Genomic DNA, 25,658 nt, shown 5'->3' with positions numbered 1-25,658 from the left:
TGCTACTATTTAGGAATTACATTGAAAATTTCAATTAGCATGCTCCTTATATAAGGGAGCATATTTACCAAGCAGTGTATCTGTTACTGCCCTCTTTGGGCAGTAAATTATATACGTATGTCTCCTCATGAGGAGGAATAATATTCTATGACCGCTTCTCTATCTGGTCATAAAGAGCAAAAGCTTCTTCCGCAAATGATTCTCGATATGAATTATGCTTTTGCTCGTACAGCCATGTTAGTGGCTTCTGTGCGACTTCGCGTTTTTACCCACCTTGCTGAGAAGGCGCTCACGTCTGTTGAGCTGGCTTCTCTTACTGGCACTCATCAAGAACCACTGGAACGTCTCTTGAAGGGCCTGGAAGGGCTAGAATTAGTAAAAAGAGAAGGCGACACCTACCGTTTGACCCCTATTGCCGACCTTTTTCTGGTCGAGGGGAAATCCTCTTATCTTGGCGGTGATACCCTGGCTATGGTCGACTATGTACCGGCATGGTTTGAACTCGACCGGACCATGCGCGTGGCGGCACCATATCGCGATTTGGGCGATCAAACTACAGCGGAGGCATTTTTCGCCCCGCGTGTCGTCGATCTTTTCCCTCTCGTTTTCCCAATTGCCAGTCGCACGGCGGCCGACCTCCCTTTGAGAAGGCCGAAGGATGCACCGTTACAGGTACTTGATGTCGGCGCAGGAAGTGGCCCATGGAGCGCCGCATTCGCCATGCAATACCCCAATGCTTATGTAACAGCCCTTGACCTTTCCGAGGTCGTTGCTGAGGGAAAGCAACACATCCTTGCACAGGGACTGGAGCATCGATATACCTGGATTGAGGCGGACATGGAAACCTTTGCGTTTCCCCCTCTTGCATATGATCTGATTCTTTGTGGACACATCTATCGTTTCATTGGTGACGAACGCGCAAAAGCCCTGCTTACCAGGCTGATGCAGAGTTTGCGCCCCGGGGGCACACTCCTCGTTGCAGATGTATTTTATTCAGACGATCGCAATGGGCCTCCTCCTGCTATTACGCTTGATCTTTCAATGCTCGTCAATACCGCACAGGGCCGTATACGAACCGTCGGCGAGATTGTACACTGGCTGACTGAGATTGGGCTGCAGGATGCACAGCGCTTTCATGTTGCCGGACCATTTCCAGTGGTCGTTGCGCATAAAGGGGAGAGCTTATAATGCGCCGTGTCGTAATAACTGGATTGGGAGTGGTTTCACCTGCTGGTATTGGCAAAGAAGCATTCTGGCAGAATTTGCTGGATGGAGTCTCGGGGGCAGTAGCGCTGGATAAGGTTACCTGTTCCCCGCTCTTTGGACATCATGAGTTTGGTGCGCAGGCGGTCTGTGAAGTTTCGAGCTTTGATCCAGTAATCCATCAGGTCCCCACTGCCTATCATTCGGCTGATCGTTTTATCCAATTCGCCTTTGCCGCGGCTCACCAGGCCTTTCTTGATGCACATTTGGACCAGGATTCATGGGATGCATCACGTGTTGGCATAACGTTGGCTACTGCGATTTGTGGCACACAGACCCTTGATCTTGAATTTACGAAATCGACGAATGGGGGCAAGGAAGCTTTTCACTCAGAGGGAATTTCCCCTTTCCTCTATTCAGCTGCCATGGGAAACTCCGCGGCTCTGGCTGTCGGCTCGCGCTACGGTTTTCAAGGCGAATGTGTCACCTTATCAACTGGGTGTATTGCTGGTCTAGATGCGATCAGTTATGCCTATGAGAGCATTGCGTACGGCGACCACGATGTCATGATAGCAGGCGCGTCTGAAGCACCAATCACCCCTATAACTATTGCGGCATTTGACATTATTAATTGCCTCTCACATCATTCTGACCCGACAGCCGCGTCACGGCCATTTAGTGTTGATCGTGATGGGTTTGTGCTCTCTGAAGGATGTGGCATTGTGGTGCTTGAGGAACTAGAACACGCTCTTGCTCGCCATGCACCAATCTATGCTGAGATCACAGGTTGTGACGTTACAGAGCATGCTGTTCACATGACCGACATGTCGCCGGAAGGCCGTGACCTCGCGCGTGCCATTACAGGGGCATTAGGCAATGCCAATATAGAGCCTCAGGCTATAGATTTTGTGAATGCACACGGAACATCCACGCCGCAAAATGATTATTTTGAGAGCCTGGCCCTGAAAACATCATTAGGGCAACATGCCCTGACAATTCCTGTCAACTCAACGAAATCGATGGTGGGACACGCGCTGGCCGCTGCCAGTGCCGTAGAAGTTGTGGCATGCGCAATGAGTATGCAGGCACAACGTATTCACCCAACGATTAATCTGGTGAATCCAGATCCGCGTTGTGATCTGGATTACGTTCCAAATCATGCTCGGTTTCACCCTATTCAACGTATGTTGACGACAGCAAGTGGTTTTTCTGGTTTGCATGCGGCTATGGTCCTCGAGTCCTACGCAACAAGGGAAGAATGATGGCAAGAATAGTTATCACTGGTATGGGGGTTATCTCTCCCTATGGGATTGGCTCTGGGATTCTTTGGGAAAAGCTTCTAGCTGGCGAAAATGGATTGAAGCCGCTTACAACCTTTGAGACATCACACATCCAGTGTCGTGTTGGTGGGCAGCTGCTTGATTTTCGCCCGGAAGCCTATCTTAGCCCTCGCCTCATTCGCAAGATCGACCGCTTTTCGACTTTTGGTTTGATTAGCGCACACCTGGCTTTGCAGGACGCAGGATTGTTGTCTGACGGGAAAAAGCCTGTATGGACCCAACAAGAGCAGCATAGCCATCGTGTCGGCATTACGGTTGGCAATAACCTGGGCGGATGGGAGTTTGCCGAACGCGAATTGCGCCATCTCTGGGCTTTAGGGCCGCGTGATGTCAGTCCTCACATGGCAACAGCGTGGTTCCCGGCCGCAGTGCAAGGCAATATGTCTATTTATTTTGGCATCAAAGGTATTGGGCGTACCTTTCTCAGCGACCGGGCCAGTGGCGCGCTTGCGATCATGCATGCTGCCGATTGTCTCCAACGTGGACGCGCAGATATTATGCTCGCTGGAGGAACTGAGGCTCCATTCTCTCCCTATGCCGCTCTCTGCTATGAAACCTCAGGGCTCATGTCAAAGAAAGCTGTGACTGGCTCTCCAGAGACATATCGGCCATTTGATGAAGCGCACGATGGGCTCGTTGCGGGTGAAGGTGCAGCCTTTTTTGTGCTGGAACGGGCGGAGGATGCTGAGAAGCGTGGCGCCACTATTCTGGCTGAGGTGGCAGGTTGGGCATCAACCAATGATGGTTATCATCCGGTACAACCAGCCCCTGACGGCGAGCGCTACGCGGCGGCTATGACTCGGGCCATGCAGCGAGCCGATGCGTCTGCTGATGAAGTAGATTGTCTCTTTGCAGCGGGGTCCGCGGTACCCGATGAGGATGTCTCTGAGACGCGTGCTATTCACTTGGCATTGAGAGAGGCAGCCAGGCGTGTTCCGGTCGCGACACCTAAATCTGCCTTTGGCAATCTCTTTGGTGCGGCATTCCCCGTTGATATGGCTATTGCGTTGCTTGCGATGCAGCACCGGGTGCTTCCTGCGACGCTCAACCTGGATCAGGCAGCACCGGGGTGTGACCTGGACTATGTGCCGCAAACTCCTCGTTCCGTTGACCATCTTGATCGCTGTCTCATTAACGCACGTGGTATAGGAGGGGCGAATGCTTCTGTGTTACTGCGCACGTGGGCCTAGCGCGCAAAGAAGACGGAATGAATGGGAAGCGCATAGCACACCACTTTTCTTTTTTCAGGGTAAGCAGTTGTAGTATACGTTGACAATGTGCGAAAGGAGAATCGCAATATGGCTAAAGATTCGGGACAAGCGACAGTTTCTTCACGTGTCTATGAAATTCTTCGCCCTTACGCCGAAGGTATAGCGTTGACTCCAGAGACTCATCTCTCGGATGATCTGAATATCGATTCAATTGAACTTGTGGAAGTAGGCGTCGCGCTAGAAAAAGAGTTCTCTAAACAGTTCACTATTACTAGCTTAAAAAGCTGCCCCACTGTTCAAGATCTTGTCAAACTGGTCGAGCAGACTGTGGCAGCGGAACAGGTCCAGAGCGTATGAGCGAGTGGCCAAAACAAATAATCTCTGAGGTCGCTGACGGTATCTTCGCGGTCATTCATGGACAGGGGGAAATGGGGGTCTCAAATGCGACCTTCATTGTAGAGCAGGGTAGGGCCTGTGTTGTCGATACAATGACCTTTCCAGAGATGGCGGCACAGATGGCGCAGGCGATTGAGCGCCAGGGAGCACATGTCGATACTGTCTTGAATACGCACCACCATGTTGATCATATGGGTGGTAACGCAGTCTTTACAGGTGCTCGTATCCTGGCTCATCCCAGGTCGATTGACGCAGGACAAAAGTTGGGATTTCCTGTTTCTGTTTATGAGCATTTGATGCCGCGGTTCAAGGAGCATTTTGCCGACCTGAAGCTGGTTACCCCTGAACCATTGCCAGATCCTATGCCTCTGCCACAGGAAGGTAAAATCCTTACCTTTATGCCGGCTCATACAGCAGCGGATCTCGCTGTATGGTTCCCCAAATCGCGAGTGCTTCTGACTGGCGATGTCGGCTTTAAGGGGGTTGTTCCTCTTGCGCTCAACGGTTTGGTTTCAGGCTGGATAGAGGCCTTGAATACTTTGATTGCCCTGAAGCCTGAGGTTGTGGTTCCTGGTCATGGTTCTCTTGGCACACTTGAAGACCTTCTCGTGTTACGGAACTATTTCAAGACCATTCATAACCTGGGGTATGAGGCTGTACAGGCCAAGCTAACATTGCGGGATGCTTTGGCTCAATTTGATCCAGGTCCTTTAGGCGAATGGTTGGAGTCGGAGCGCCACGCTATCAATCTTGAGCGAGCTATGAAAGAAGCAAGAGGCGAAATTAGTCGTACTGATCTCTCTGCTCCGGTTCTTAGTAAACCTCTATGATGAAGGTTCGCGTTGCATCGCTTTTACCCGTAAAAGCGATGGCCTGTGTGGAGTGTGAGTTTGCACTGGAGTGGATGTGGTGCTGTTTTGGAGTGGTAGGAGAGAAGGGCGCGGAGTCAAACATGTATTCCTTGTTACTGATGAGTTTGTGGCGTTCTTCTGGAGTACACAAGAAATATCACCACTCGTTTGCTTACTCCAAAACAGCACCACACACTCCAATGCAAACTCAGCATCACTCCAGTGCAATTACAAAATCTACAGCCTGCCGGTATTGTTACATATCTATATATATTTGTAGAACGGAGACAAACTAATGCCTCAAGCACAAGCATCCATCGTTATTCGCCGAGATCCCGATCAGATTTTTGCTATTACCAACGATATTGCGCGTTGGCCGGAACTCTTTAAAGAGTATCGTGGAGCAAAAGTATTATCCTTCCAGCGTGACGGACGCTTTGCCAGAATCGAGTTTGAACTGACGAACGAAGAAGGCGAAACTTGGCAGTCATGGCGCATCCTGGACTTTGAAAAGCGCGAAGCTATTGCCCAGCGCGGAACCCCCAAATTCCCATTTTTCTATATGCACCTGACATGGACCTACGAGCCAGTTGAAGAAGGCGTCCGTATGACCTGGATTCAGGATTTTGAGATGGATCCAAAAGCGCCTGTCACAAATGAGCAGGTGCTTGCGAGAATGACAGCGCATATGCAGAACAATCAGGAGCACTTTAAGAAGGTGCTTGAGGCGATGCCAGAGGCGGCGCTGTAGGCTTAATTATTCATGAAAGAAATGTGAGTGCATGCCTTACAAGGTATGACTCTTTGTGCAAAATAGAAATCAGAAAAGGCAAAAAGCAGTGAGCGAAACAAATACTGCCCGTGTTACCACAATCCAGGAAAATCAGCCAATCTGCACCATGATCAATACGTTGACGGTGAAGCCTGAGAACCAGCAGAAGCTTTTGGATTATTTGAGGGCCATGACTGAAGAGGTTGTGGTGACTGCGCCAGGCTTTATCAGTGCCAACTTCCATCTCAGCCAGGATGGCACAAAAATTATCAATTATGCCCAGTGGCGGAGCCTCGCGGATTTGCAGGCAATGCTCGCGAAGAACCCACATCATGTGAAACAGTGTAATGCGCTCGCAGAAAACATTGAAATCAGAACTGACCTTACCGTCGCATACTGCGCATATCCAAGTGAGGCCCTGGTACACTAGGGTTTATTGCCCTTGTGTTGCAGGTCAGGTATATACGCGATTCCGCGAAATAAGCTGCGACGTAAGGTGATATTTTAATGTGAAAGCGTCTATGGATCAAAACTGCCCATAGACGCTTTCCTGCATAATTTTGAATCTACCCATGTGTGCTCATCCTTGCCTAAAGGAGGAAATATGGCTATTGCAGAACAGAAGACGCCTGCTAACGAATCATTAGTACGTGTGCGTCCACGCACCAAATTGACCGGCGAGCAGTTCGCAGGTGATTGGACGCCAAAGAAAGCCTCTGCGCCGGTTTATGAATTTCTTTTTGAACCAGATGTTTCTATCCCTCTACTTGACGGCACAATTTTGCGAGGTGATCTCTATCGGCCAAAAGCCGATGGGACTTTTCCCGCCCTTGTTGCGTGGTCGGGCTACACCAAAGAATTACAGAATACGGGTCTTCCTCTTCCAATTAATGAAGTGGGACAGGTGAGTTACATTGTATCGCGAGGCTATTGTCATTTAACTGTGAATGCTCGGGGAACAGGAAAATCGGGCGGCGATCACATGATGCATTTTTCTCCGCAAGAGCAGAAAGACGTGGCTGATACGATCGAATGGGCAGCGGCACAACCCTGGTGTAATGGAAACATTGGCATGATTGGTATGTCCTATTTTGCTGCCATCCAATATCTCGCGGCTGCTCAGCAACCACCACACCTCAAAGCTATTTTCCCTTACCTGGGCTTCACTGATCTGTATCGCCATTTCGCCTATCACGGCGGTGCGTTTCATTCGGGATTTTTTGCTCCATATTATGCGTTCGTGGGAGCGACGCAAAAGATTTCTGTGCCTCCTATGTTGCGCCATCTCATGAGCTATATTTTCAATCGGAACTGGATTCAGAAACAAATCACCAGTTTCTTTTTCAAAAACGAAAAGAAGATGCCACAACAAATGCATCCCGAGGAAGCCTGGATGCGCGATTTTGCAGAATTAGCCTTCGATGAACCATATGATGGCCCATTTTACCGGGAAAAATCGGCCTGGCCAGTATTGGATCGTATTCAGGTTCCCGTATGTATTGGAACTAACTGGGCGAATCCGGGTTTGCATATGCGTGGCGCTTTTCAGGCCTGGCATGGTATCCAGGCGCCCAAGAAACTGTTTATTGGTCCTCCAGATCCCCGATGGCCATGGTCAAACTATCACGGAGAAGCGCTTGCCTGGTATGACTACTACCTCAAAGGGCTTGACACTGGTGTTGGTGAGCAGCCCGCCGTGCGATACTGGTTGCAGGGGGCCGATTGCTGGAAAAGCGCTTCTAATTGGCCTATACCAGAAGCAGTTACGCAACGCCTCTACCTGGCTACCAGCTCAAACGAAAGTGAGGGACTACAGAGTTTACAAGAGGATATTCCTCCCCAGCAGACGACGCTAAAATTTGCAGCCATCCCACAAGGAATGCAGTATCCCAAAGAATTAGATAAATATACAACCCAGGTGTTAACCTATCTCAGCGAACCATTTGGCGAGGAAACCGAGATAACGGGCCCGATCCGGCTGCTGCTTACACTCGCTTCTACCGCGATTGATACGCATGTTATTGCGCGTCTGAGCGACCTTTCTCCCAAGGGGGAAGTCCGCTTCCTCTCATTTGGCTGGCTTCAGGCATCACATCGCAAGATCGATGAGAAGCTATCTCGGTCAGACGAAATTATTCATGAGCATCAAAGTTCAGAGCCGTTGATACCAGGCAGCCCTGTCACTCTTTCCTTCAGTTTGACTCCCACTGCCAATCTCTTTAAAAATGGCCATCGCCTCAAATTGGAAATTGGGAGTCGTCCCGATATTCTTAATGCGACAGTGTTTGACAACTTTATCTATTTCCCATATGAAGCACCGCCATATCCGGCAAGGAATACTGTATTCCATGGCGGCGTGTCAGCCTCCTATCTTGAAATATCGGTTCTAGGCAACCGTTAGCTGACGTGACGACTCCCCACATATACATGCGGGGCTTCTCAGCAAGCTTCGGCTTGCTGATGGCTCCGTCCGAGCCTATCGTTCGTTGCAACCACGCCGAGCGGCTTGTGGGCTCTAGACGAGAGTGTATCGGCTGGCATACAAACGGTCAACACGGTAGTGTTTTTACCCCAGGCCCTTCGCCCGGGAACCCGTACACTTACAGCGAGGTACATCGTACTCGTTGTCGTTGGCGTAGGATTTCATCAGATGGCGTTGCTATTTAAGCGATAGAGGTCTTGTATGCCTTCCTGGAAGGGAAAAATCGCTCCTTTGAGCTAGATACCGAAGAAAGCTAGAGAGCAAGCGCCAACAGAGATTTCTGGTTTGTGCTACACTACGCATGAATCGCATCAAAAACGAAAGGACTCACAACATGGGGAATTCATCACGTGATAAGAAACCGAGCTTGGCTGCGCTGCGTTATACCGCTTATCGTCGGCAGCAACAGCGCCTCTTGAAATGGGCGCGAGCTCTGGCTGGACAAATTCCCGATACTGATCTGAAATCCTGTAACATCGAGGATGTTGCCTTCGACATTGCCTCTGAAGTAGCAGATGCCGATTTAGTCTTTCTCCTGCATGAGCGCCCTGACTGGATTGTCCAGCCTTCTACCGACCTCTATGCAAGCGATGTGTTCTCTGGAGTCTCAATTAAAGATCTCTTGCTCCGGCATTTGACCAAGCACCTTATAGAGTCGCTCCAAGAGCGCAACCGGCCCGTGGAATAAGCATGCTTATCCAAAAACAAAGAAACGGCTCTTTTCCAATGCAGGAGAAAGAGCCGTTTCTTTGGCTATGTGTCGCGTTCTTTCCATCTTAAAAACGTGGTCGTCGTGGTGGTGGTGGTATAAACCTGTTTCGGTTTCCGTGATTTCCGTTCTCTTCCTCCTGAGGAGTTAACGCCCTCGTTGTGGCTGGCTGGGGAAATGAAATAACTTCTCCTCCGACTGCCTGTCGTAGAGGCGGGGGTTGCATTGCCTCCTGGTAAACACGCGCCTTGATTGTTATGTGTTGACCAGACGTGCCATTCGCGTCTCCCCCTGTGGGCACAGATACTTCAACACTGCCGTTGATCCCCGGCATTATAAAAGGCCGTAGCTGTCGTCCAACTTGCTGCTGGGTAGGTTGTTGTGATGATTGCTGGATACCACCTGGGAGAGAGATTTCTACTTCCAGGCACAAACTTCGATCTGAAAGTAGTTCGCTTCGATTGAGAGACACGTTAGGGGTGTTGCTCTCTGTCTCGGTATGTGGGAGTATTGTGACCTTCTCATGCTGCGGGAAAAGTTCGTGCCTTTTTTTTTTGGTATACCTGGCATAACCGCTCTTTATTGGGGTTCCTGGGTTCTATTTCCCCATTCTCCCAACGACGCATGGTGGCAACATCCACGCCAACCAGTTCTGAGGCGTACTCTTGTGTGATATCCATGGCAATTCTCGCTTCTCGCAAGCATTTCCCCATTTGTTGCAATCGCTGTAAATCCATGCAGTTTGTATCCTTCTGCAATAGAACATATTTATATTTATTATTCATATTTTAACATATGCATCTTTTGTAAAGCAAGAGCTGTTTTTAACCGCATCTTGACAATTCAATTATCAATACATTGGAACATAATGTAGCTCTGTAGCAGGGAGACTCCTCCCAGTGATAGCGCTGGAGATCTACTGACCTCGTCATAAACAACTAAACTTCACCAAGTGCATAAGAAAAACAACGTTGAAGGATATCGCGTCGATGACGCAGGCGCTCTTTGGCACGCACAAGCTCTTGGTTGAGGTGAGTGAGATCCTGGCAACACAGGTTTTTGAGTTCGCGGCGTTTGAGGAGATTCCACACGTATTCCTGAGGATTGAGGTCAGGAGCATAGCCAGGCAACCGCTCGAGATGCACCCGTTTCCCTATTGGACTGGAGAGAAAGGTTTTGATCACATTCGCGCGATGGATTGGCGAGCCATCCCAAATAATGAGCAACTTGCCTGAGATCTTGCGGAGTAAGGCTCGTAAAAATCGTACGACGTCTTCGGCTCTATAGGCGTGCTCTTGTGTTTGCATGAAGATTCGCCCTTCTTGGGTGATGCCTCCAATTGCCGAGAGATGATCGCGGGTCAACTTGACACGCACTATCGGGGTCTGTCCTCTCGGGGAGTAGGTTCTCACCATCATCGGCAGAAGATAAAAGCCTGATTCGTCTACAAAAACGATCGTTCGCCTTTCTTGTGCGGCTTTTTTTTCCGTAGGGGCAGAGATGCCGACTGAGCCCATGTGGTACACTCTCCACCAGGAAAGGATCTCAGAAACAGCCAGGAGAGAAACGCATGAAACCTGCGCGGACATTTTCCCAGGTCAGCCGACGTTTTTACCGTCCCGAAGTGACACACTGTGCCGACTGCCAGAAGCGACTCCGGCGGGCCGTCACCTTGTCGGAACGCACGGTGGTCACGTTGCAGGAGGTGATCAAACTGGTGCATGCGGGCTACCGCTGTTCCGATGCGCAGTGTGTGGGCCATCAGCGGACGTATCGCAGTGCGCGAGCGGATGCGCTGGCCCTGCCCCACTTCACGTATGGGGTGGATGTGGTGCTGTTGGTGGGGCGGCTGCGATTGGTCGAGCACCAAACCGTCGACGAGATCCATCGCGAGTTACTGGCCCGGTTGGCCCCGTTGGGAGTCAAGATCGCGCGCCGAGAAGTGCTCTACCTGTTTGATGCGTACTGCACGTTGCTGCGGGCAGCGAGTGCGGCCAACGAGGACCAGGAGTGGTTGGCCCAAGTCGAGAAGAACGGGGGCATCATTGTTGCCATCGACGGCATTCAGCCTGACAAAGGGAACGAGACAGTGTACCTGGTCCGCGATGCGCTGACTGGGCGGGTCCTGGTGGCCGAGAATGTGCTCTCCTCGGAGACTGCCGTCATGAAAGCACTCTTGACTCCGGTGGTTGAGCTGGGGGTGAAGGTGCTGGGCACGATCAGCGATGCCCAGGAAAGTGAGCTGCTGGCACTCCAGGAGCTCTGGCCGGAGGTCCCTCATCAGGTGTGTCAGTTCCATGCGCTGCGCGATGCCTCCAAGACCGCCTTTGAAGCAGACAAAGCGGCGAAAACGGCGATCCGCAAACGCTTACAGCCGAAGGTTCGTGCGGTGCGCAAACAGATCAAGAAGGCCCTCGTGACCGCCTCGCCTCAGGAGGCCGAGCAGCTCCGCGTGCTGGATGCGTACGCCACTGGGATCTTGACCGCGCTCAATATCGACGGCGTGCAGCCGCTGACTTTTGCGACGGTCGAGGCAAGCCAGATGCTGGAGGAGATCGAAGCCAGTCTCCAGCACTTGCTCAAAAAGGGGGCGCCGTGAGTCGGCGGTGTGAACAGAAGCTCACCCGTCTGCAGGCAATTGTGACAGAACGGGCAACCTGGGCAGAGCACCTGAGACAGGTCAAGCGGATGTATGGCTGGCTCTGTGAGGTCGAAGCGATCCTGGTGAAAGAAGCGGCACGCACGCTCGCAGAACCCGTGAGCAATGAGAGCGTGGGACGACGCCTGGACGCGTGGCGCGAGCAGATGGTCCAACTTCTGGAAACGTCCCCCCTCTCGGAGTTGGAACAGGAGAGCCTACGGGAGCTGCTGCAGGTGCTTTCGAATCTGCGCCCGTACCTGGTGCAGTGTTATGAGCGGGAGGACTTTCCGCGCACCAACAATGACATGGAGCGCAGCATTCGCGCGCTCAAAACGCAGTATCGCCGGGTGAGCGGGCGCAAGAATTGGAATGCGTATCTGTTGCGCTATGGGCGCTGCGTGGCCTATGCGCCCTGGTGGGAGCAAGATGAGACCCACCGCCACCACTTGCAGCGCCAGATTGCTCAGCTTGACCGGGGCCGGTGGAGAGAACTGCGCCAGCAGACGACCCGTGCCCAGCAGGAGCAGCTCACGCGGTTTCGTTTCCGTCACAAGCGTTCTTCCGTGCTGACCTCGCTCGAATCACGCTGGACCGAGGCTACTCAGTCGGTATCTCTGCCCTGACGGTTTTTTTTAGAGCGGGCCACTCATGTTCTTTCCAGTCTTCAATTGCCTCCTCATTACGTTGTGTCGCTCGTTCCACCGGTTTTTGGATACTGTACCCCATCTCGCGGACAAGGCGACCACAATGGTCGGGATGATAGCTCACCTTGAACTCTCGTTTGATCACTTGGGCTAGTCTTCGACTATTCCAGACCTCCCCGACAAACCCATAGGCTGATGCTCCTTTCGCCAACAACGTCGGAATGTGCGCCTTCTGTTCAGCCGTCAAGCGAGGTGTCGCTCCTTTTGCAGGATGCGCTTTGAGGGCTTTTTCTCCCCCTTCTCTTCCTTGTTTGATCCATTGGCTCACGGCTCCTTCGCTCACTCCCAATGCCACGGCAATATCTTTTTGTTTCCATCCCTCATGTTTGAGGACCCAGGCGCGTTTGCGCCTTTCTTCTCGCCAATCGGCTTTTCTTGGTGCTCCCATTCCTCCTTCTATCGGCTTTCCCTCCTCATTCTTTACCTCTCTCTGTCGAGGTCAGTAAGTGTTATTGCAGGAATGGCAAAGGGCTACTTAAGTGAAGAAATGCGTGGTATGCGTGGTATGCACGCTAAAATGCGCGCTGGAATGCGCGTAGATGCGCTGGTATGTAGGTATCTTCTTAGGTTACAATACTGCTACACAAGAGATATACCCTCCCTGTGTTTGTTGGATGCTGGCAACTCCCTATCCGGCTTCCACGTTTCTGCCTTTACTGCTATGTTGGCAGTCAACGCTTTTATGTTCTTGCCTCATAAATGGTGCTGCCACATAGCAGAGGATTTCTTTTTTTATCTTATCTACCCGCGCCCATACGGGGTCTGTAAAAAAGCAAGGATGGTTATTTTTATGAGTATAGCCCCTTTGTTACGTGCGGCCTTTGGTCGTCGTTCCCTCCCACCAGAAATTATTTCGCTGCCGCATAATATCAGGATCATACATGACCATTATGGCGTTCCGACCGTGGAAGCGCCTGATGCGCTCAGTTGCGCCTTTGGACAGGGTTATATCTCGGCTATGCATCGGTTTTGGTCGATGGAGCAGCAGCGGCGTGTTGCCTCTGCGCGCATGGCGGAAATCGCTGGGTCTGCTGTTGTAGACATAGATCGCTGGGTTTGTCGCTTGGGATTAAAAGAGGCTGTCGATGCAGCCTACAACCAAGCTGTGGCTGATACAGACCTTATGAAGCTTCTGCAACAGTACAGTAACGGGGTCAATTACTATCTGAGCAACGCAAAAGATCTGGGTGTTGAGATTGCCCTCCTGAATGTGCAACCTGAACCCTGGACGCCCAAGGATACCATACGCATAATAACCCTCGTCTCCTGGTCCCTCGCTGGCAATTGGGAGGAACAATTAGTCAGGTGCTATACATTGGCCTCACTTGGACCGGAGCAGGCCGCTCTGCTAGAAGCCGATGCCTGGGCCTATGATGAGAAAGCGACGTATCACCGCAAGCGCCTGGCTGATGGTGTGCGCGACGCCTTCGTCTCTTTGGCTCAACTGGCCGAGATATTGCCTGCGTGGCAAGAGGTCAAACAACAAGCCAATTTGCTCCCACGTCGCTCCGGCTCTAATGCCTGGGTGATCTCAGGCGTTTATACCGAGGCTGGCAAGCCGATACTTGCGGCTGACCCACACATGCCTCTGAGCCTACCAGGATTTTTCTATGAGTGTCATTTGAAAACGGGCGCCAATAATCTGAATGTTGCCGGGGCTGCGCTGGCTGGTATTCCTGGCATCATTATCGGGCGCAATGCCTCGTTTGCATGGAGTATTACCGTTGCCGGTGCAATCACGGCGGAATTGCGCCTAGAGCGTAAAGCAGACAAGCCAGTGCGTACCATTCAACATGAAATCAAGGTCAAGGGACAGGCAACAATTATACAAACGGTTGCCTGGGGCGCTCGCGGGCCGCTCCTCTCCGATGGGAAAGATATCATGCTCCCCAAACCAGCAGAAGATGCTTGCAATGTCTCGTTAGAATGGGTGGGACATCGTGGGGATGACGCCCCTGGGACACTCTGGGCTATCTGGGGCCTCAATCGTGCTCAATCAGTCGAGGAGCTACGCAACGCCGCAAAAGAATGGGGTGGGCCAGTCCTCAACCTTGTATGGGCCGAAATTGAGAAAAAGGGTGGTGCGTTTGGCTGGCGGGTTATGGGTAAGATTCCCGCACGGCGCAATCCTGTTGAGGGTCTGCTCCCAGCTCCGGCATGGGAATCTATCGGGCAATGGGCCGATGGGTATATCCCGGCTGATGAATTGCCAGAAGAAATCAGCCCGGCGCGTGGATACGTGGTCTCCGCAAACAATAGAATGGCTCCCCCTGATTATCCCTTCGTACTCTCCCATGAGTACATGAGCGCATATCGAGCAGAGCGCATTGAAGAGCTTGTTAAAACCTGCATTGAACAAGCGAAAGAAGGACGTCACTACACGATAGAGTCTGCGCAAAACATCCAGGTCGATCAGACTAGCAACTCGGCCCTGGCACTGCGCAACCGTATTACGTCAACTTTCGCCGCCTCCTCATCTCTTTCGGTTGTCCACCCACTTGCAGAGCAAGCGCTTCATTTGCTGCAATGTTGGGATGGAAAGCTGTCTGCCGATAGCGCGGCTGGTGCAATGCTGAAAATGACGGAGGACCATCTTTACAGGTTGATCGCTAAAAAACTATTTGGTGACGATACGGTTGGTAGGTGGCTTGGCGTGGGACATACGCCGCTAAATCCTAGCCTGATGGGCCACTGGCGTATGCGTGAAGTGATACTTTCGCTTATGGTCTGCCTGCTCCCTGAGTTTCAGGCGATTTCGGCTCAAGACTGGCAAGCACTTGTGCAAGAAGCATTTGTAGCCGCATTGGACGAACTCTCACAGCAGCAAGGCAATATCGTTGCCATATGGCGTTGGGGCCAGCTTCACCAACTTGAACTAGTTCACCCGCTTGTTCAGGCACCACTCGGCCAAAGGCTCCCGCCTGCTATGCGTGTAATTAAAAAGCTTTTTATGCTGAGTCGTGGACCGTTCCCCCTTGGTGGCGACGAGCATACCCCCTGGCAGGCATCATCATATCCTGTACCAGCCGCACAAGCGAGTAATCGGCGCCGCTTGTGGGTATGGGGCTACCAACCGGCCTGGAGGATGATTGCCACTGATAATGGCCTATACCACGGCTGTCTACCGGGGGGAGTCTCCGGTCATGGCAAGAGCCGTTGGGCTGATAACCAACTGCAAGACTATCTTGCCGGGCGGCTTCACCAGCATTCTCTTTATGAGTAGGTTTGTATGTAGTAAAAAAGGAGTTTTACCATGCAACAGCAACAGCCATCCCAAGCACAACCACAGCAATACGCAAACCGGGTGTTTCCGGCTGCGGGCCACAAGGCCCACACGCAACAAAAAATGTCAGAGGAGCCTACCGGCCCTGTGACTCCTGTTCGTCCGCCCGCTGCTGAAAAATTTACGCCTCCGGGGATGGGGGCAACTGCCGGATCTAACCCTAACCCTGACCTCCAAACTCACCAGGATAACGTAGAGCAAGACCGCGCTTTGTGGTGGGGTCGGCGCGGCCTCCTAGGTGCATGGCTCAATCTAACGGCTCCTCCTCGGCCCGCGGGTGCGATGATGGCCGATTTGAAGGTTCGTGAACAAGTGCGACGCAACGAGATGATTAGCATTTCCTCCTTGCTCGTCTTTGCGTTCATGTTGGCGCTGATTGGTAATTCCCTTTCCGACCCCTCGACGGGCGTGGCGGTCGTCATTATGGCGGTCGTCCTTTCCCTGGCCCTAGTCTTCAATAGACTCAGCCACCCAAACATAGCGAGTTATTCCATTGTTATCTTCATGATGCTGGTTCTCGTGCTCTCTCTTGTAGGTGCCAAGGGTGGGCTGCGGATGATATGGATGCCAACCTATGACCTTTTTACACTGCCGATATTCTTGTCAGCGCTGATCACAAAAAAGTCAACGCCGATCTGGTTAAGTATTCTCGCTGGCGCTTTTATCGCCGCTTCGTTTACGTTCTTACCCCATGCACAGATCACTTCTCCCTTGGGGGCAAGAAGCTTCGATGAAATTCAATATGAGATGAACCTGCCGAATTTCGGGTGGTGGCCGATGATTAACAGGCACGTCTTTTTGAACTTGTTTGCAGGGCTCTTCGGTTTCCTGGCGGCTTATAGTTTTGAGAAATCGTTGTCCTGGGCTGAACAGTCCAAGCAAGAGACCATCGAAGCAAATCTTAGAGCTTTCTCTCGTGAGCAAATTGCCCGTGAAGTGTCACAGTTTTTAGAGGAAGTCATTCAAGCATTTGTGAACCAAGCCAACGGACAACAGAATGCCTATATCAGACAGCGTTCCTCTAACGAGCCATTTTATCAGGAAGTGTTGCTTCTGAACGAACGCCTGAGACGCTTTGAGATGTTAAGGCGTCAGTCAGGCGAGTTTACGGTGATGCAACTTACCAATGCAGCACAAGACCTGAGCAGGCGTTTGTATCAGGTAAATATAGGGGGGATGCCAGTGCAAACCCTCGCGCCAGGTCGCTTCGAAACGGAAATCCCGTTGATTGACGAAATTGCCAGCCAGATTTATATTTTGCTATTTCATCAGTCGCGACAATCGCATTATCAGAAGAATAATCATAGCAACGACCCTTGGGGATCGCTCCCTGAAGTCCCATCCTCATTGTCTCCTATGGCCGATCCATCCACACCGGCACATGTCAGAAACAGTGATTTGCTCTCATAGCCGACCGAACAGACGCGCGGAGTGTGACGGCTGGCCACGCTTTACACTTCGCATGTCTGGTGCAAGAGATGACGACCTTTTAGCCATATTGGTGTTCTTAATAGTGTTTTTAGGTCAAGTAACATAAGAAAACGTAATTGATGTGATTACGACGTGAGACCTCCTTCCTTGTGGCGCTGGCGCCATTGCCCTTTGATCTTGCGAGCTTATTCCTTCTGTCAAGCGTACAGTCTGATATAAGGATATGTTCACGCAGAACGAATATTGCAACCATGGTTCCTGATGCGAGCATATGCAGCGCCAATGCGTTGGTGTGCAAGCCCCTTGTGGGTGTTAGAGTGCAACTACATAAAGCATACTTTTTCTGTGCATCAGGATGTTTGTTTCTCTAAATTAGAGAGCATCGCGTAAGATGATCTTTTCGTTTTCATAGATGCTCGTTTGTTCATATTATATGAACAGTCATATTATTCCAGGTGTCCTTATTGCTTTATTGCTTTTATCATCGACGATAGGAAAAAGGTATATGATTATGATTGCTCGTCGCGTACAGACGCATAGACCAAGAGAAAGCCAGCCAGTTCATGTTTCTCTGGAGGCGCTCTTTTCCGATGCATGTTCCCAAACATGGCTGGCAGTAGATATGTCACAATCAATTGTCTCTCTTTTCAGGGCGGGCCAATCGGCTCGTATCTGTTGCCATCAATTGCTCCCACCCAATGCGTTGCGCCTGCTTATCCCATTGGTTCTTTTTCCCGAAAGTTGCCCGTACTCGTTTTTGTTAGCAGCGCTCAGAGTGCCTGAGCAGACTTTGCTCACCTTAATAACAGAATCTCAGTCGAGCGCGCTCGTACAGCCGTTCTTTGATGAAGTGGAACGGATGAACAAACTGCTTGAACTGGCCGTGCCAGGTTCTCAGCGGGAACAACACCTGCGTCACCTGCGTAGGATTATGACAGATACAATGGCAGCCTGCCGTCAGTTGGGTCTCACCATTGTGTCTTTGCGACGGGTGGGTTATCGCCTTCAACCAACGATCCTTCCGAAGGCTGCTTGCCAGAGGCGCGTACAGACAAGGAAGCGAGAAATTCCTACTGCTTGAATCCATCCTTAAAATTGCGCCATGCGGGGACCCCTGACTTCAGACATGGGGAGGAGCATGGCGCACTCCTTTCTTCTCCTCTGGCATTTCGATGTTTGACACAAACTACCTATATATGGTATATTTTGTGCATGGATAGGACAATACAGATTCAGCTTCAACCGAAGAGAGAACAGGCTCAAGCTTTGCATGAGACATTGACACAATTTACGCTTGCCTACAATCATGTGTGTGCCTCTGGGTGGCAACACGGCGAGAAGAACGGTGTCAAACTGCATCATGCCACGTACTACGAGACGAAAGCCTTGTGTTCTGGTCTGGTCAGTGACTTGCTCATCCAGGCCCGTGTCAAAGCCACGGAAACGCTTCGCAGTGCTTTTACCTGGAAAGCCAAGAAGGAAGCTGCCTATCCGAGGAAGGTTGCCAAAGCACAGAAGCAAGGCAAGCCAATTCCGACTTTCAAGCCTGTTCGCTGTCCTCGTTCCGAGCAATGCGCTGTTCGCTACAATGTCCACACGTACTCCCTCAATTGGGCAACGCAGACCGTTCGTGTCTCCACTACCCAGGGCAAGATGAGCATTCCCTTTACAGTCCCTCACTTCAGTGAGCGGTATCGTAGATGTCAGCCTACCTCCGCAGACTTGGTGTACCGCAAAGGGAAGTGGTGGTTGCATGTGGTCGTGGCTGTTCCTGAACCCGTTGTGCCACGTCACGATGCAGTTGTGGGTGTCGATTTAGGCTTGAATCGTCCTGCTGTGACCTCCAACCGTCACTTCCTCGGCAAGCGTCACTGGAAAGAAATTGACCGTCGCCGTTTTCGCCTCCACCGCAAACTTCAGTCCAAAGGAACAAAAAGCGCGAAACGACATCTCAAAAAGCTGTCTGGTCGTGCTTTGCGATTCCACCGGGACTGTGACCATGTCCTTTCCAAGCGCATCGTGCAAAGCGTTCCCCCAGGAGCCACGATTGTGCTTGAGAACTTGACCAATATCCGAGAAGGCGTTCGTCATCGCAAAGGTGAAGCGCAACGTAAACTGCATTCCTGGTCCTTTGCGCAATTGTATGGCTTTATTGCCTACAAAGCGCAAGAGCAAGGAGTCGTGGTTGAGCGTATTGATCCTCGTCATACCTCGCAAACCTGTTCTCGTTGTGGGCATCAAGCTCGCAATAACCGCCGTTCTCAAGCGGTCTTTCACTGCCGCTCCTGTGGGTATCAACTCAATGCCGACCTCAATGCGGCAATCAATATTCGGGAGAAGTACCTTGCTTCTCTTGCTCAGGGTGGTATATCTGTTCTGAGTGGGTCGTTGTCAGACGGCCTCTCGTCTCACGCTTCGGCGTAGGGGCAAGCCCCTGCATTTATGCATGGGGTATCTGACTCTGTTTAAGCCATAAGAACAGGCAGTGCCCTCTCGATCATCTATCTGCAATCATTGAGAGGGCACTGCCTGTTCTTGTGGCTTTATGTATTGATAGCTATTTCGGTGATACTCCTCGTCCCATAGAATGGGACGGGCTTCTGAGCTTAGGTGGGCCAATGACCATGTTTCCGAAGAAACCCTACAATGGAGGCGGCTGCTCAACCAACCACACTCAGACAACAGGGAACAGAAGTTCTCAGGGGCGTATCGGCCCTACTACTCCTTCAGTTCTTTCGAACGTACGGAGATACGTTGGTGCTACAAGTCTACGCCTTGTGTCACGCGCCAACACGTGAGGTGTCTGCGAGCAAGCGAAATACTTCTGTGCCAAGGGTATCTGGAGGAGCAGGCCAACGGGCTTATACCGTACCTACGAGCACAACCACCCTGGTTATTCGCGTAAGCTCTACATGCCTATTCTAGAACAGAAAACAGAAAACGGAAATGCCCAACCACCCTATCCGCCCAAAAAGGACTCGCCTTTCATTCCGTCCCATGAATGAAGACGGGACTTCCCGGCTCGATCTGTTAACACCTCTGCTTTGCATTTTTTATGTCAATGATCGGCAGCTCTCTCCCTAATTTGTTGGTATGTTTCTCGGGAAAATCCGTGATGTTCTGAGAGAAATTGGGTGTCCTCGGTATGGTTGTTTTCTCTGCTTTTTTGTACACTTGTTTACAGCCTACAATAAAAGAGAGGGGGATCGGGAGAACGCAATACGAAGGGAGGCCTCCTTGAGATGCCGGAGATATGGGGGATCAAAGGAAGCCTATTGCGCCATGTCGCAACCCCTTCTAACTGTTGTTTTTTGTGTTGTCCTTCAAGGACAACGGAAAGATGAGTGAGGTAATTTCCTATGAAAGGCCTACTTTCTCGCGGATTCGTGACAGTTGCCCTTGCCCTCGCGCTCGCTACAGGCAGCTTTGTTGGTGGAAACGCTTTCTGGAATGCTAGCCATGCGGCCGCGTACGGTCCCCACTACAGCCATTTCATCGGAGTGCCTACAAGGCTGCTCCCCGCGCTTGGGATCCATACCTTCGCGGCGGCCAGGTCGCCTACAAGCCGGTTCCTCGCGGCTAAGGCTCTTCGCACTTTGCATTCTCTCCCGGCCATGCTGTTCTTCAGGACAGCATGGCCTACGTAGAGACGGGCAGACAACAGTTTGTATATACTATTTCAGCATCATAATTTAGCAAAAAGGAGAAACCAATGTACCTTCGCGCAACGGACGGAACGTTTTCCACAAGCTATCCACATTTGGAGACACATGATGTGGATAGCTTGTGGAAAAGACCAGGAATAGACAGAGAGGAAGGCAATGATCTTTCTTGAGGATGATATGTCGTCTACAAGGCTACCATCTTTGCCACAGGAGCAGGATGGACCTTCAGATCACTCACCAGCACTCATTTCTTTCTTGTCCTATAAGGCGCTGATTTTTGATGAGCGTTTTGTCTACATCTTTCAGCGAAAACAGTTGACTGAGGGCTTTCAACTGTATTGTACCCCGATGCAATGCCGCATTCTGGTGGCGTTCCTGCTGTATCCTGAGCAAGAACTCTCCTTTCGCGACCTGGCTGCCTATGCATTTCGTCTTGATGTCTCTCGCTGTAACATGCAAGATATTGTGGCACTACAAAAACACGTGTCTAAGCTCAAGCAGAAACTGCCACCATTTCTTGAACTGGTTGCCGTCAAAGGGCATGGCTATGTGCTTCGTCCTTACCAGGATGAGCAAAAGGCGGAAATCAACCTCTCTTTTGGATGAACAAGAGGTTGATTGTTTTCCTATAGGTAGTACTTCGCCCAGAATTGGGAAGAACTTCGCTCTACATTGGGTGGTTTTCATCTTCCTTTGCCTCCTGTTCCTCGGGTACACTTAGTCACGTACTCACGACATTCACTGAAGCATCCCTGGATCTGCGTTGGCGACAGTGATGATGACTGCACGCCAGGAACATACCAGGGACCGCTTCATCATCCATCACCTTTATAGCAACGGTACAAATACTAAAGGCATGTCTACAGAACAACAGTATGTCTGGCTAAATTACAAAATTTTGGTAAAGTCGGAGGATCTTTCACTATGGCAACATCCCTTTCACCTTACTCTGATCAGCATGTACCTCTGCACCTAGCTGGACGACGGATATGGTGCCGATTCGCGGGCACCCCTGAGAACCCGCCGCTACTCTTGCTTCACGGTGAGTGGCAAAGTAGCGCGGTGTTTACTCCGTACTTCGAGCTTCTTTCTCGTCACTACTATGTTGTGGCTCCGGATATCCTTGGGCATGGGTTTTCCTCCAAACCGGCGGAACGATCTGCCTACACCATTTCTGCCTGGGTTGAGGACCTGGCGAGCCTGTGCTGTTCGACGCTTGATCTAGATGACATTCACGTGGTGGCTGTAGGCCGATTTGGCATGTGCGTGCTCGATGCCCTTCAGTGGCACGTCGCCCTGGCAGAGCGCCTTCGTGCCTTCACCATTCTTCCCTTTCCTCATTCCTATCCTTTTTCTCTCCTGACGCGCCTGGGCTCTTCTGATGTCGAGGAGTCCTATGAGGCGGCTCTGGAACTGACCTCACTCTTCCTACCACTCTTCCCGCAGGAATGTGCCCAGGAGCGGGCATCTGGAGAACTCTTGTCACAGATTCGGTTGGTTCATCCTCAAGCCAGTGCCGAACTCTGCCATCTGGTTGAATACATGGAGACCGAGTACATGCGGTGGGGGAAACCGCTCATGATTCTTCAAACGCTCAAGGATCTCTCGTGTCTGGTGACGCAAAGCGATGAGCGTCCTGTCAGCTCTCAGGAGCAGGATCTGATAGCGTTGACCGCGCCGTTCTCGCTTCCTGAGATCTCTGGCTAAGAGGTTGCTGGCAGCCTCTCATCAAAAGTTGGCTGTTTTCCTATAGATCTTTGATATGAATGACAGTAAAATGATATGTCGTCTAGAGAACAGAAAGAATATGGTTATGCTTCATCCCCAAACCATGCACACACAAGTCCCATCCTCACCCATGCAAAGTAGGCAGCAGAAACTGCTGCCCCCGCATGTGCTTCTTGAGAGCATACTGACCAAAAAAGAGGCGCCTCTCAATGCCGTGGTGTTACAGTGTCTTCCTCTCCTTCAAGAGGAAGAAGCCTCGCTCTTACAGGCATGGCACCAAGGGCGTCCAGCGCTGACCAGCATTGTGACAACGCAACTTGGACGAGTAGGGACAATCCTGCTTCCCCTGGAGAACTCGCACGGAGAAGAACAACAGCAGCAGCACAAGGTAATTCAGCAGGCCTGCCAGGCGGTCGCCCTTGCCCGGGCCTGTGGTGCAAGAAGTGTGGCCCTCTCCGCGCGCCTTGCGTCACAGACCAATGGAGGAAAGTTGATTCAAGAGAGTCAGTACGTGCGTGCTGGTCATCGTCCACGTCTCACGACCACAGACGCAACCACCAGTGCTGCGGCCTTGCTCAACCTGGAGTGGGTCCTGGCTCGCGTTGCCCGTGATCTTTGCCGGGAACGTGTGGCGGTGGTGGTCGGACCTGATCCTCTCGCCAGCACTTGTCTTCGCCTCCTGCTCGCAACGTTGCCACATCCAGCATCTCTCACCCTCTGTGCGTTACCAGATCAGGACACTCCTGTTGAGGAACTGGTGGCAGAACTCCAGGCTTCTGGTTTTCAGGGGGAGATGGCGCTCTGTGAGATGCAAGGAGGGGGAGAGGAGGTTCCAGATGTGATGTATGAGGCAACTCTGTTCTTTGGGACATCTAGTTTGCTTGATGGACTCGATATGACGCGCCTTCGTGCCGGGACACTTCTGTTCATGCTTGCAGGTCTCTCGCCGCTGGTGTCAGAGCCATTTCTGGCGCGAATGTGCACGCAGGAAGACATCCTTGCTCCCCGGGCAGACGAGCTGACCTCTTCGACGCCAATGCAAGAACGCCGAGCCTTTGAGAAAGGGTCTATGCTTGACCTGCTTGTACAAACGGGGGAAGGGGGCGGTGTACTCACGCCGTACCAGATACATAGTAGCCTGCTTGCTGGGCTTGCAGTCGCAACACTGGATGTTCCCTCGACTCTTGGACAGATCGATACCAAGACGGCACAAGGTCACTACTTTGCGCTCAGACGAGCAGGCTTCCGGGGAACGGCTCCTTATCTGGGTATGCAGACCTCCGCATCTACCTATCTGACGCAGTTTTGTGCTCGCTTTCGCACGCGTTCTTGATGGGTCCAGATGATGCATGTTTTCCTTCTGTACGTCTGCTCATCTTGTTTTACATCAAGTACTCCGAAGGCATTGCTGAAACACGGAACTGGCGAGGCATGCGTTCTTTCTCACGCACCTGTGTAAGAGAGGGAGGTGGAAAACACATGTTTGATTACGTACTCTTGATACGATTATTCTTTGCACTTCTCACGGGCATGGCTCTCTTGCTGTATGGCATCCACTCGTTCACCGAAATGGTTGAGCATATGCCGAGGGGGCCATGTTCGCCGCCTGTTTCTCCATGCGGCGCGTTTCCCTGTGATTGCCTATCTCGTCAGTCTTATCATGACGGCCTGCTTGCAAAGTTCGAGCGTGGTGTCTTCTCTGCTGATTGAACTGGTCAGCACGGACCTTATGCCATTCTCAACGGCGATTATGATGTTGCTTGGAGCCAATGTTGGCTCGACCCTTGCGGTGCAGCTGCTGTCCTTTCACGTGACGGATTATGCACTCACTCTTGTTGGCCTCTTTGCATTGCTTGCGCTCATGACGGCACGCACCCGCTGGCGATGGGTTGGGCAAATCGCGTTCCCCTGTGGCCTGATGCTTCTGGGGCTTTTTACCCTCTCTCAGGCAAGTGAGCTTCTGGCAAACAGCGCATGGGCAGGAGAGATCCTCCAGATAGGTGCCAGTTCGCCTCTCTTGCTTCTTCTTCTAGGAGCAGCATTGGCCATGATGCTCAATTCGAGTACGGCGACCATCGGGCTCGTGCTCGTCCTGGCATCACGTCATACGCTGCCTCTGGTCCCAGCACTGGCAGCCATGCTGGGGGCAAATATTGGGACGACACTCCCTGCGCTGATCGCGGCGGCATCGCGCAATGCTGCTTTGGGGCAGCGCCTGGCGCTCGTCCATACAGGAACGAAGTGTCTGGGTGCATGTCTGCTCTTCTTGTTGTTGCATCCTCTTGCTGCCTTGCTCACGGTATGCTGGCCGAGCCCTCTCACGCAACCTGCCATGGCGCATCTCGGATTGAATGTCCTGCTGACCTGTTTGTGGGTACCTCTGGCGGGCCCACTTACCTGGCTGCTCACCTCTCTGGAGCCTTCAGGAGAAAAAGCGTCTGTATGCCAAATCTCAGAGTCCGCTCGCTATCCTTTCTCATCGCCAGTCTCAGATGGATGAGCAGCGAAAAGCGTTTGTGTGCCTCTCTGCTGTCCAGGTTTTCCACAGGTTTTCCACATTGAAAAAAGATCAATGTAGAAAACCTGGACAGGAAAGAAAACATGAGTAGAGAGACCACTTGCCAGAACGCGCGTAGGAAGATTCATGGTATGTGTTGTTGTCATTGAGGAGGAGGAGCCGAGAGGATGGATCCTGGTGTGTGTTGTTCCTCTCCGTCTGCTGCCAGAGAGGTGAGTCTTCCAGCAACATGGTCATCCTCTTTCCCTCATACGTTGATTGTGGAAACAAAGGAAGATCGAAAAGGTGCTGTCGTGCTGGGAGCTAAGAGGGATGGTCGTGTTTGCAAAAAGGGAAAACGGGGTCTATACTAGTAATGTCTCAATCAATAGACGCGTCAGGATTGAAGACCATCTTTGCTATGTGACTTGCGCGAATGAAAGTTGCGCAGGAAACACCGACAGCGAAGATGCATTTCTTTCAGTGTCTCTTAGACTTTCACGATTGAGAGAAATGAGTTGGAGCCGAGAGCTTGCCAGATATCAGGTAGCGACTCGGCTTCAGCATTTTTGGCAGGTGGAGAGCGTTGAGGCAAATTGCAGCCCGAGGTGAGTGCTCAGTGGTGGGTTGAGATTTTTATGTATGAGTGTGTTAATCAGACCCGGCAAGGAGCCAGGCAAGCCCTCTTTTCCTCCATCGAGACATTTTACAGGAACCGAGCCGGAAAGCCCCCGCTTCAAAGACG

At 51.6% G+C, this 25,658-nt stretch carries 22 protein-coding genes; 19 read left to right on the top strand and 3 right to left on the bottom strand.

Features of this window, described 5'->3' with window-relative positions; translation table 11 throughout:
* The first annotated feature begins 147 nt into the window (after positions 1-147).
* The 9 genes from JMJ16_RS01465 (at position 148) to JMJ16_RS01425 (ending at position 8,943) form a co-directional block, all read left to right on the top strand.
* Entirely contained in the window at positions 148-1,188 is a 1,041-nt protein-coding gene (locus tag JMJ16_RS01465) for a class I SAM-dependent methyltransferase (RefSeq protein WP_201377854.1), read from the top strand.
* Entirely contained in the window at positions 1,188-2,465 is a 1,278-nt protein-coding gene (locus JMJ16_RS01460) for a beta-ketoacyl synthase (RefSeq protein WP_201377852.1), read from the top strand. The genes JMJ16_RS01465 and JMJ16_RS01460 overlap by 1 nt, the downstream gene beginning before the upstream one ends.
* Positions 2,462-3,733, top strand: coding sequence for a beta-ketoacyl synthase (locus JMJ16_RS01455; protein ID WP_201377850.1), 1,272 nt, complete (start codon positions 2,462-2,464; stop codon positions 3,731-3,733). Before JMJ16_RS01460 ends, JMJ16_RS01455 begins: the two co-directional genes overlap by 4 nt.
* A 108-nt stretch (positions 3,734-3,841) precedes the next feature.
* Positions 3,842-4,111, top strand: a complete 270-nt coding sequence (locus tag JMJ16_RS01450; RefSeq protein WP_201377848.1) for an acyl carrier protein — start codon at positions 3,842-3,844, stop codon at positions 4,109-4,111.
* Positions 4,108-4,980: an MBL fold metallo-hydrolase gene (locus JMJ16_RS01445; RefSeq protein WP_201377846.1), complete on the top strand. Its 873-nt coding sequence runs from the start codon at positions 4,108-4,110 to the stop codon at positions 4,978-4,980. Before JMJ16_RS01450 ends, JMJ16_RS01445 begins: the two co-directional genes overlap by 4 nt.
* 316 nt (positions 4,981-5,296) lie before the next feature.
* A complete protein-coding gene (locus JMJ16_RS01440) occupies positions 5,297-5,752 on the top strand; it encodes an SRPBCC family protein (RefSeq protein ID WP_201377845.1) in 456 nt (151 codons plus the stop codon).
* Positions 5,753-5,840: 88 nt separating this feature from the next.
* The gene (locus JMJ16_RS01435; RefSeq protein ID WP_201377844.1) at positions 5,841-6,203 is read left to right on the top strand and encodes an antibiotic biosynthesis monooxygenase; all 363 of its coding nucleotides are present in this window, start codon (positions 5,841-5,843) and stop codon (positions 6,201-6,203) included.
* A gap of 174 nt (positions 6,204-6,377) precedes the next feature.
* Positions 6,378-8,174 (top strand): CocE/NonD family hydrolase, encoded by a 1,797-nt coding sequence (locus JMJ16_RS01430; protein WP_201377843.1) that lies wholly within the window; start codon positions 6,378-6,380, stop codon positions 8,172-8,174.
* Positions 8,175-8,589: 415 nt separating this feature from the next.
* Positions 8,590-8,943 (top strand): hypothetical protein, encoded by a 354-nt coding sequence (locus JMJ16_RS01425; protein WP_201377842.1) that lies wholly within the window; start codon positions 8,590-8,592, stop codon positions 8,941-8,943.
* 542 nt (positions 8,944-9,485) lie between these two features.
* Here JMJ16_RS01425 and JMJ16_RS01420 read toward each other — a convergent pair.
* Both JMJ16_RS01420 and JMJ16_RS01415 read right to left on the bottom strand, forming a co-directional pair.
* A complete protein-coding gene (locus JMJ16_RS01420; protein WP_201377841.1) occupies positions 9,486-9,749 on the bottom strand; it encodes a helix-turn-helix transcriptional regulator in 264 nt (87 codons plus the stop codon).
* 153 nt (positions 9,750-9,902) lie between these two features.
* Positions 9,903-10,481: an IS630 family transposase gene (locus JMJ16_RS01415; protein WP_236601113.1), complete on the bottom strand. Its 579-nt coding sequence runs from the start codon at positions 10,479-10,481 to the stop codon at positions 9,903-9,905.
* Between the two features lie 53 nt (positions 10,482-10,534).
* Between JMJ16_RS01415 and JMJ16_RS01410 the strand changes: the two genes are divergently transcribed.
* Together JMJ16_RS01410 and JMJ16_RS01405 are read left to right on the top strand one after the other, a co-directional pair.
* A complete protein-coding gene (locus tag JMJ16_RS01410; protein ID WP_201377840.1) occupies positions 10,535-11,563 on the top strand; it encodes a hypothetical protein in 1,029 nt (342 codons plus the stop codon).
* Positions 11,560-12,228, top strand: a complete 669-nt coding sequence (locus JMJ16_RS01405) for a transposase (RefSeq protein ID WP_201377837.1) — start codon at positions 11,560-11,562, stop codon at positions 12,226-12,228. Before JMJ16_RS01410 ends, JMJ16_RS01405 begins: the two co-directional genes overlap by 4 nt.
* Here JMJ16_RS01405 and JMJ16_RS01400 read toward each other — a convergent pair.
* Positions 12,203-12,697, bottom strand: a complete 495-nt coding sequence (locus JMJ16_RS01400) for a winged helix-turn-helix domain-containing protein (protein WP_236601112.1) — start codon at positions 12,695-12,697, stop codon at positions 12,203-12,205. The two genes, JMJ16_RS01405 and JMJ16_RS01400, sit on opposite strands and share 26 nt — an antisense overlap.
* Positions 12,698-13,099: 402 nt before the next feature.
* On the opposite strand from JMJ16_RS01400, the gene JMJ16_RS01395 reads away from it, so the two are divergent.
* The 8 genes from JMJ16_RS01395 to JMJ16_RS01360 all read left to right on the top strand — a co-directional run bounded on the left by JMJ16_RS01395 (position 13,100) and on the right by JMJ16_RS01360 (position 24,916).
* On the top strand, positions 13,100-15,532 hold the full coding sequence (locus JMJ16_RS01395; protein WP_201377835.1) for a penicillin acylase family protein: 2,433 nt from the start codon (positions 13,100-13,102) through the stop codon (positions 15,530-15,532).
* Between the two features lie 30 nt (positions 15,533-15,562).
* Positions 15,563-17,002, top strand: a complete 1,440-nt coding sequence (locus JMJ16_RS01390) for a hypothetical protein (protein WP_201377834.1) — start codon at positions 15,563-15,565, stop codon at positions 17,000-17,002.
* Between the two features lie 643 nt (positions 17,003-17,645).
* Entirely contained in the window at positions 17,646-18,104 is a 459-nt protein-coding gene (locus JMJ16_RS01385) for a hypothetical protein (RefSeq protein WP_201377833.1), read from the top strand.
* A 131-nt stretch (positions 18,105-18,235) separates the two neighbouring features.
* The gene (locus tag JMJ16_RS01380; protein ID WP_201377832.1) at positions 18,236-19,447 is read left to right on the top strand and encodes an RNA-guided endonuclease TnpB family protein; all 1,212 of its coding nucleotides are present in this window, start codon (positions 18,236-18,238) and stop codon (positions 19,445-19,447) included.
* Positions 19,448-20,865: 1,418 nt separating this feature from the next.
* The gene (locus tag JMJ16_RS01375) at positions 20,866-21,294 is read left to right on the top strand and encodes a helix-turn-helix domain-containing protein (RefSeq protein WP_236601111.1); all 429 of its coding nucleotides are present in this window, start codon (positions 20,866-20,868) and stop codon (positions 21,292-21,294) included.
* A 318-nt stretch (positions 21,295-21,612) separates the two neighbouring features.
* Positions 21,613-22,395 carry an alpha/beta fold hydrolase gene (locus JMJ16_RS01370; RefSeq protein WP_201377830.1) on the top strand — a complete coding sequence of 261 codons (783 nt, stop codon included), beginning with the start codon at positions 21,613-21,615 and terminating at the stop codon, positions 22,393-22,395.
* Positions 22,396-22,501: 106 nt separating this feature from the next.
* Positions 22,502-23,749, top strand: a complete 1,248-nt coding sequence (locus tag JMJ16_RS01365; RefSeq protein ID WP_236601110.1) for a thioester reductase — start codon at positions 22,502-22,504, stop codon at positions 23,747-23,749.
* A 213-nt stretch (positions 23,750-23,962) separates the two neighbouring features.
* Positions 23,963-24,916 carry a Na/Pi symporter gene (locus JMJ16_RS01360; RefSeq protein WP_236601109.1) on the top strand — a complete coding sequence of 318 codons (954 nt, stop codon included), beginning with the start codon at positions 23,963-23,965 and terminating at the stop codon, positions 24,914-24,916.
* The last annotated feature ends 742 nt before the right edge of the window (positions 24,917-25,658 follow it).

Source organism: Ktedonobacter sp. SOSP1-52 (assembly GCF_016587395.1).
Note: the sequence above shows the minus strand (reverse complement) of the source record. Positions and strands in the feature narration are given on the sequence as shown.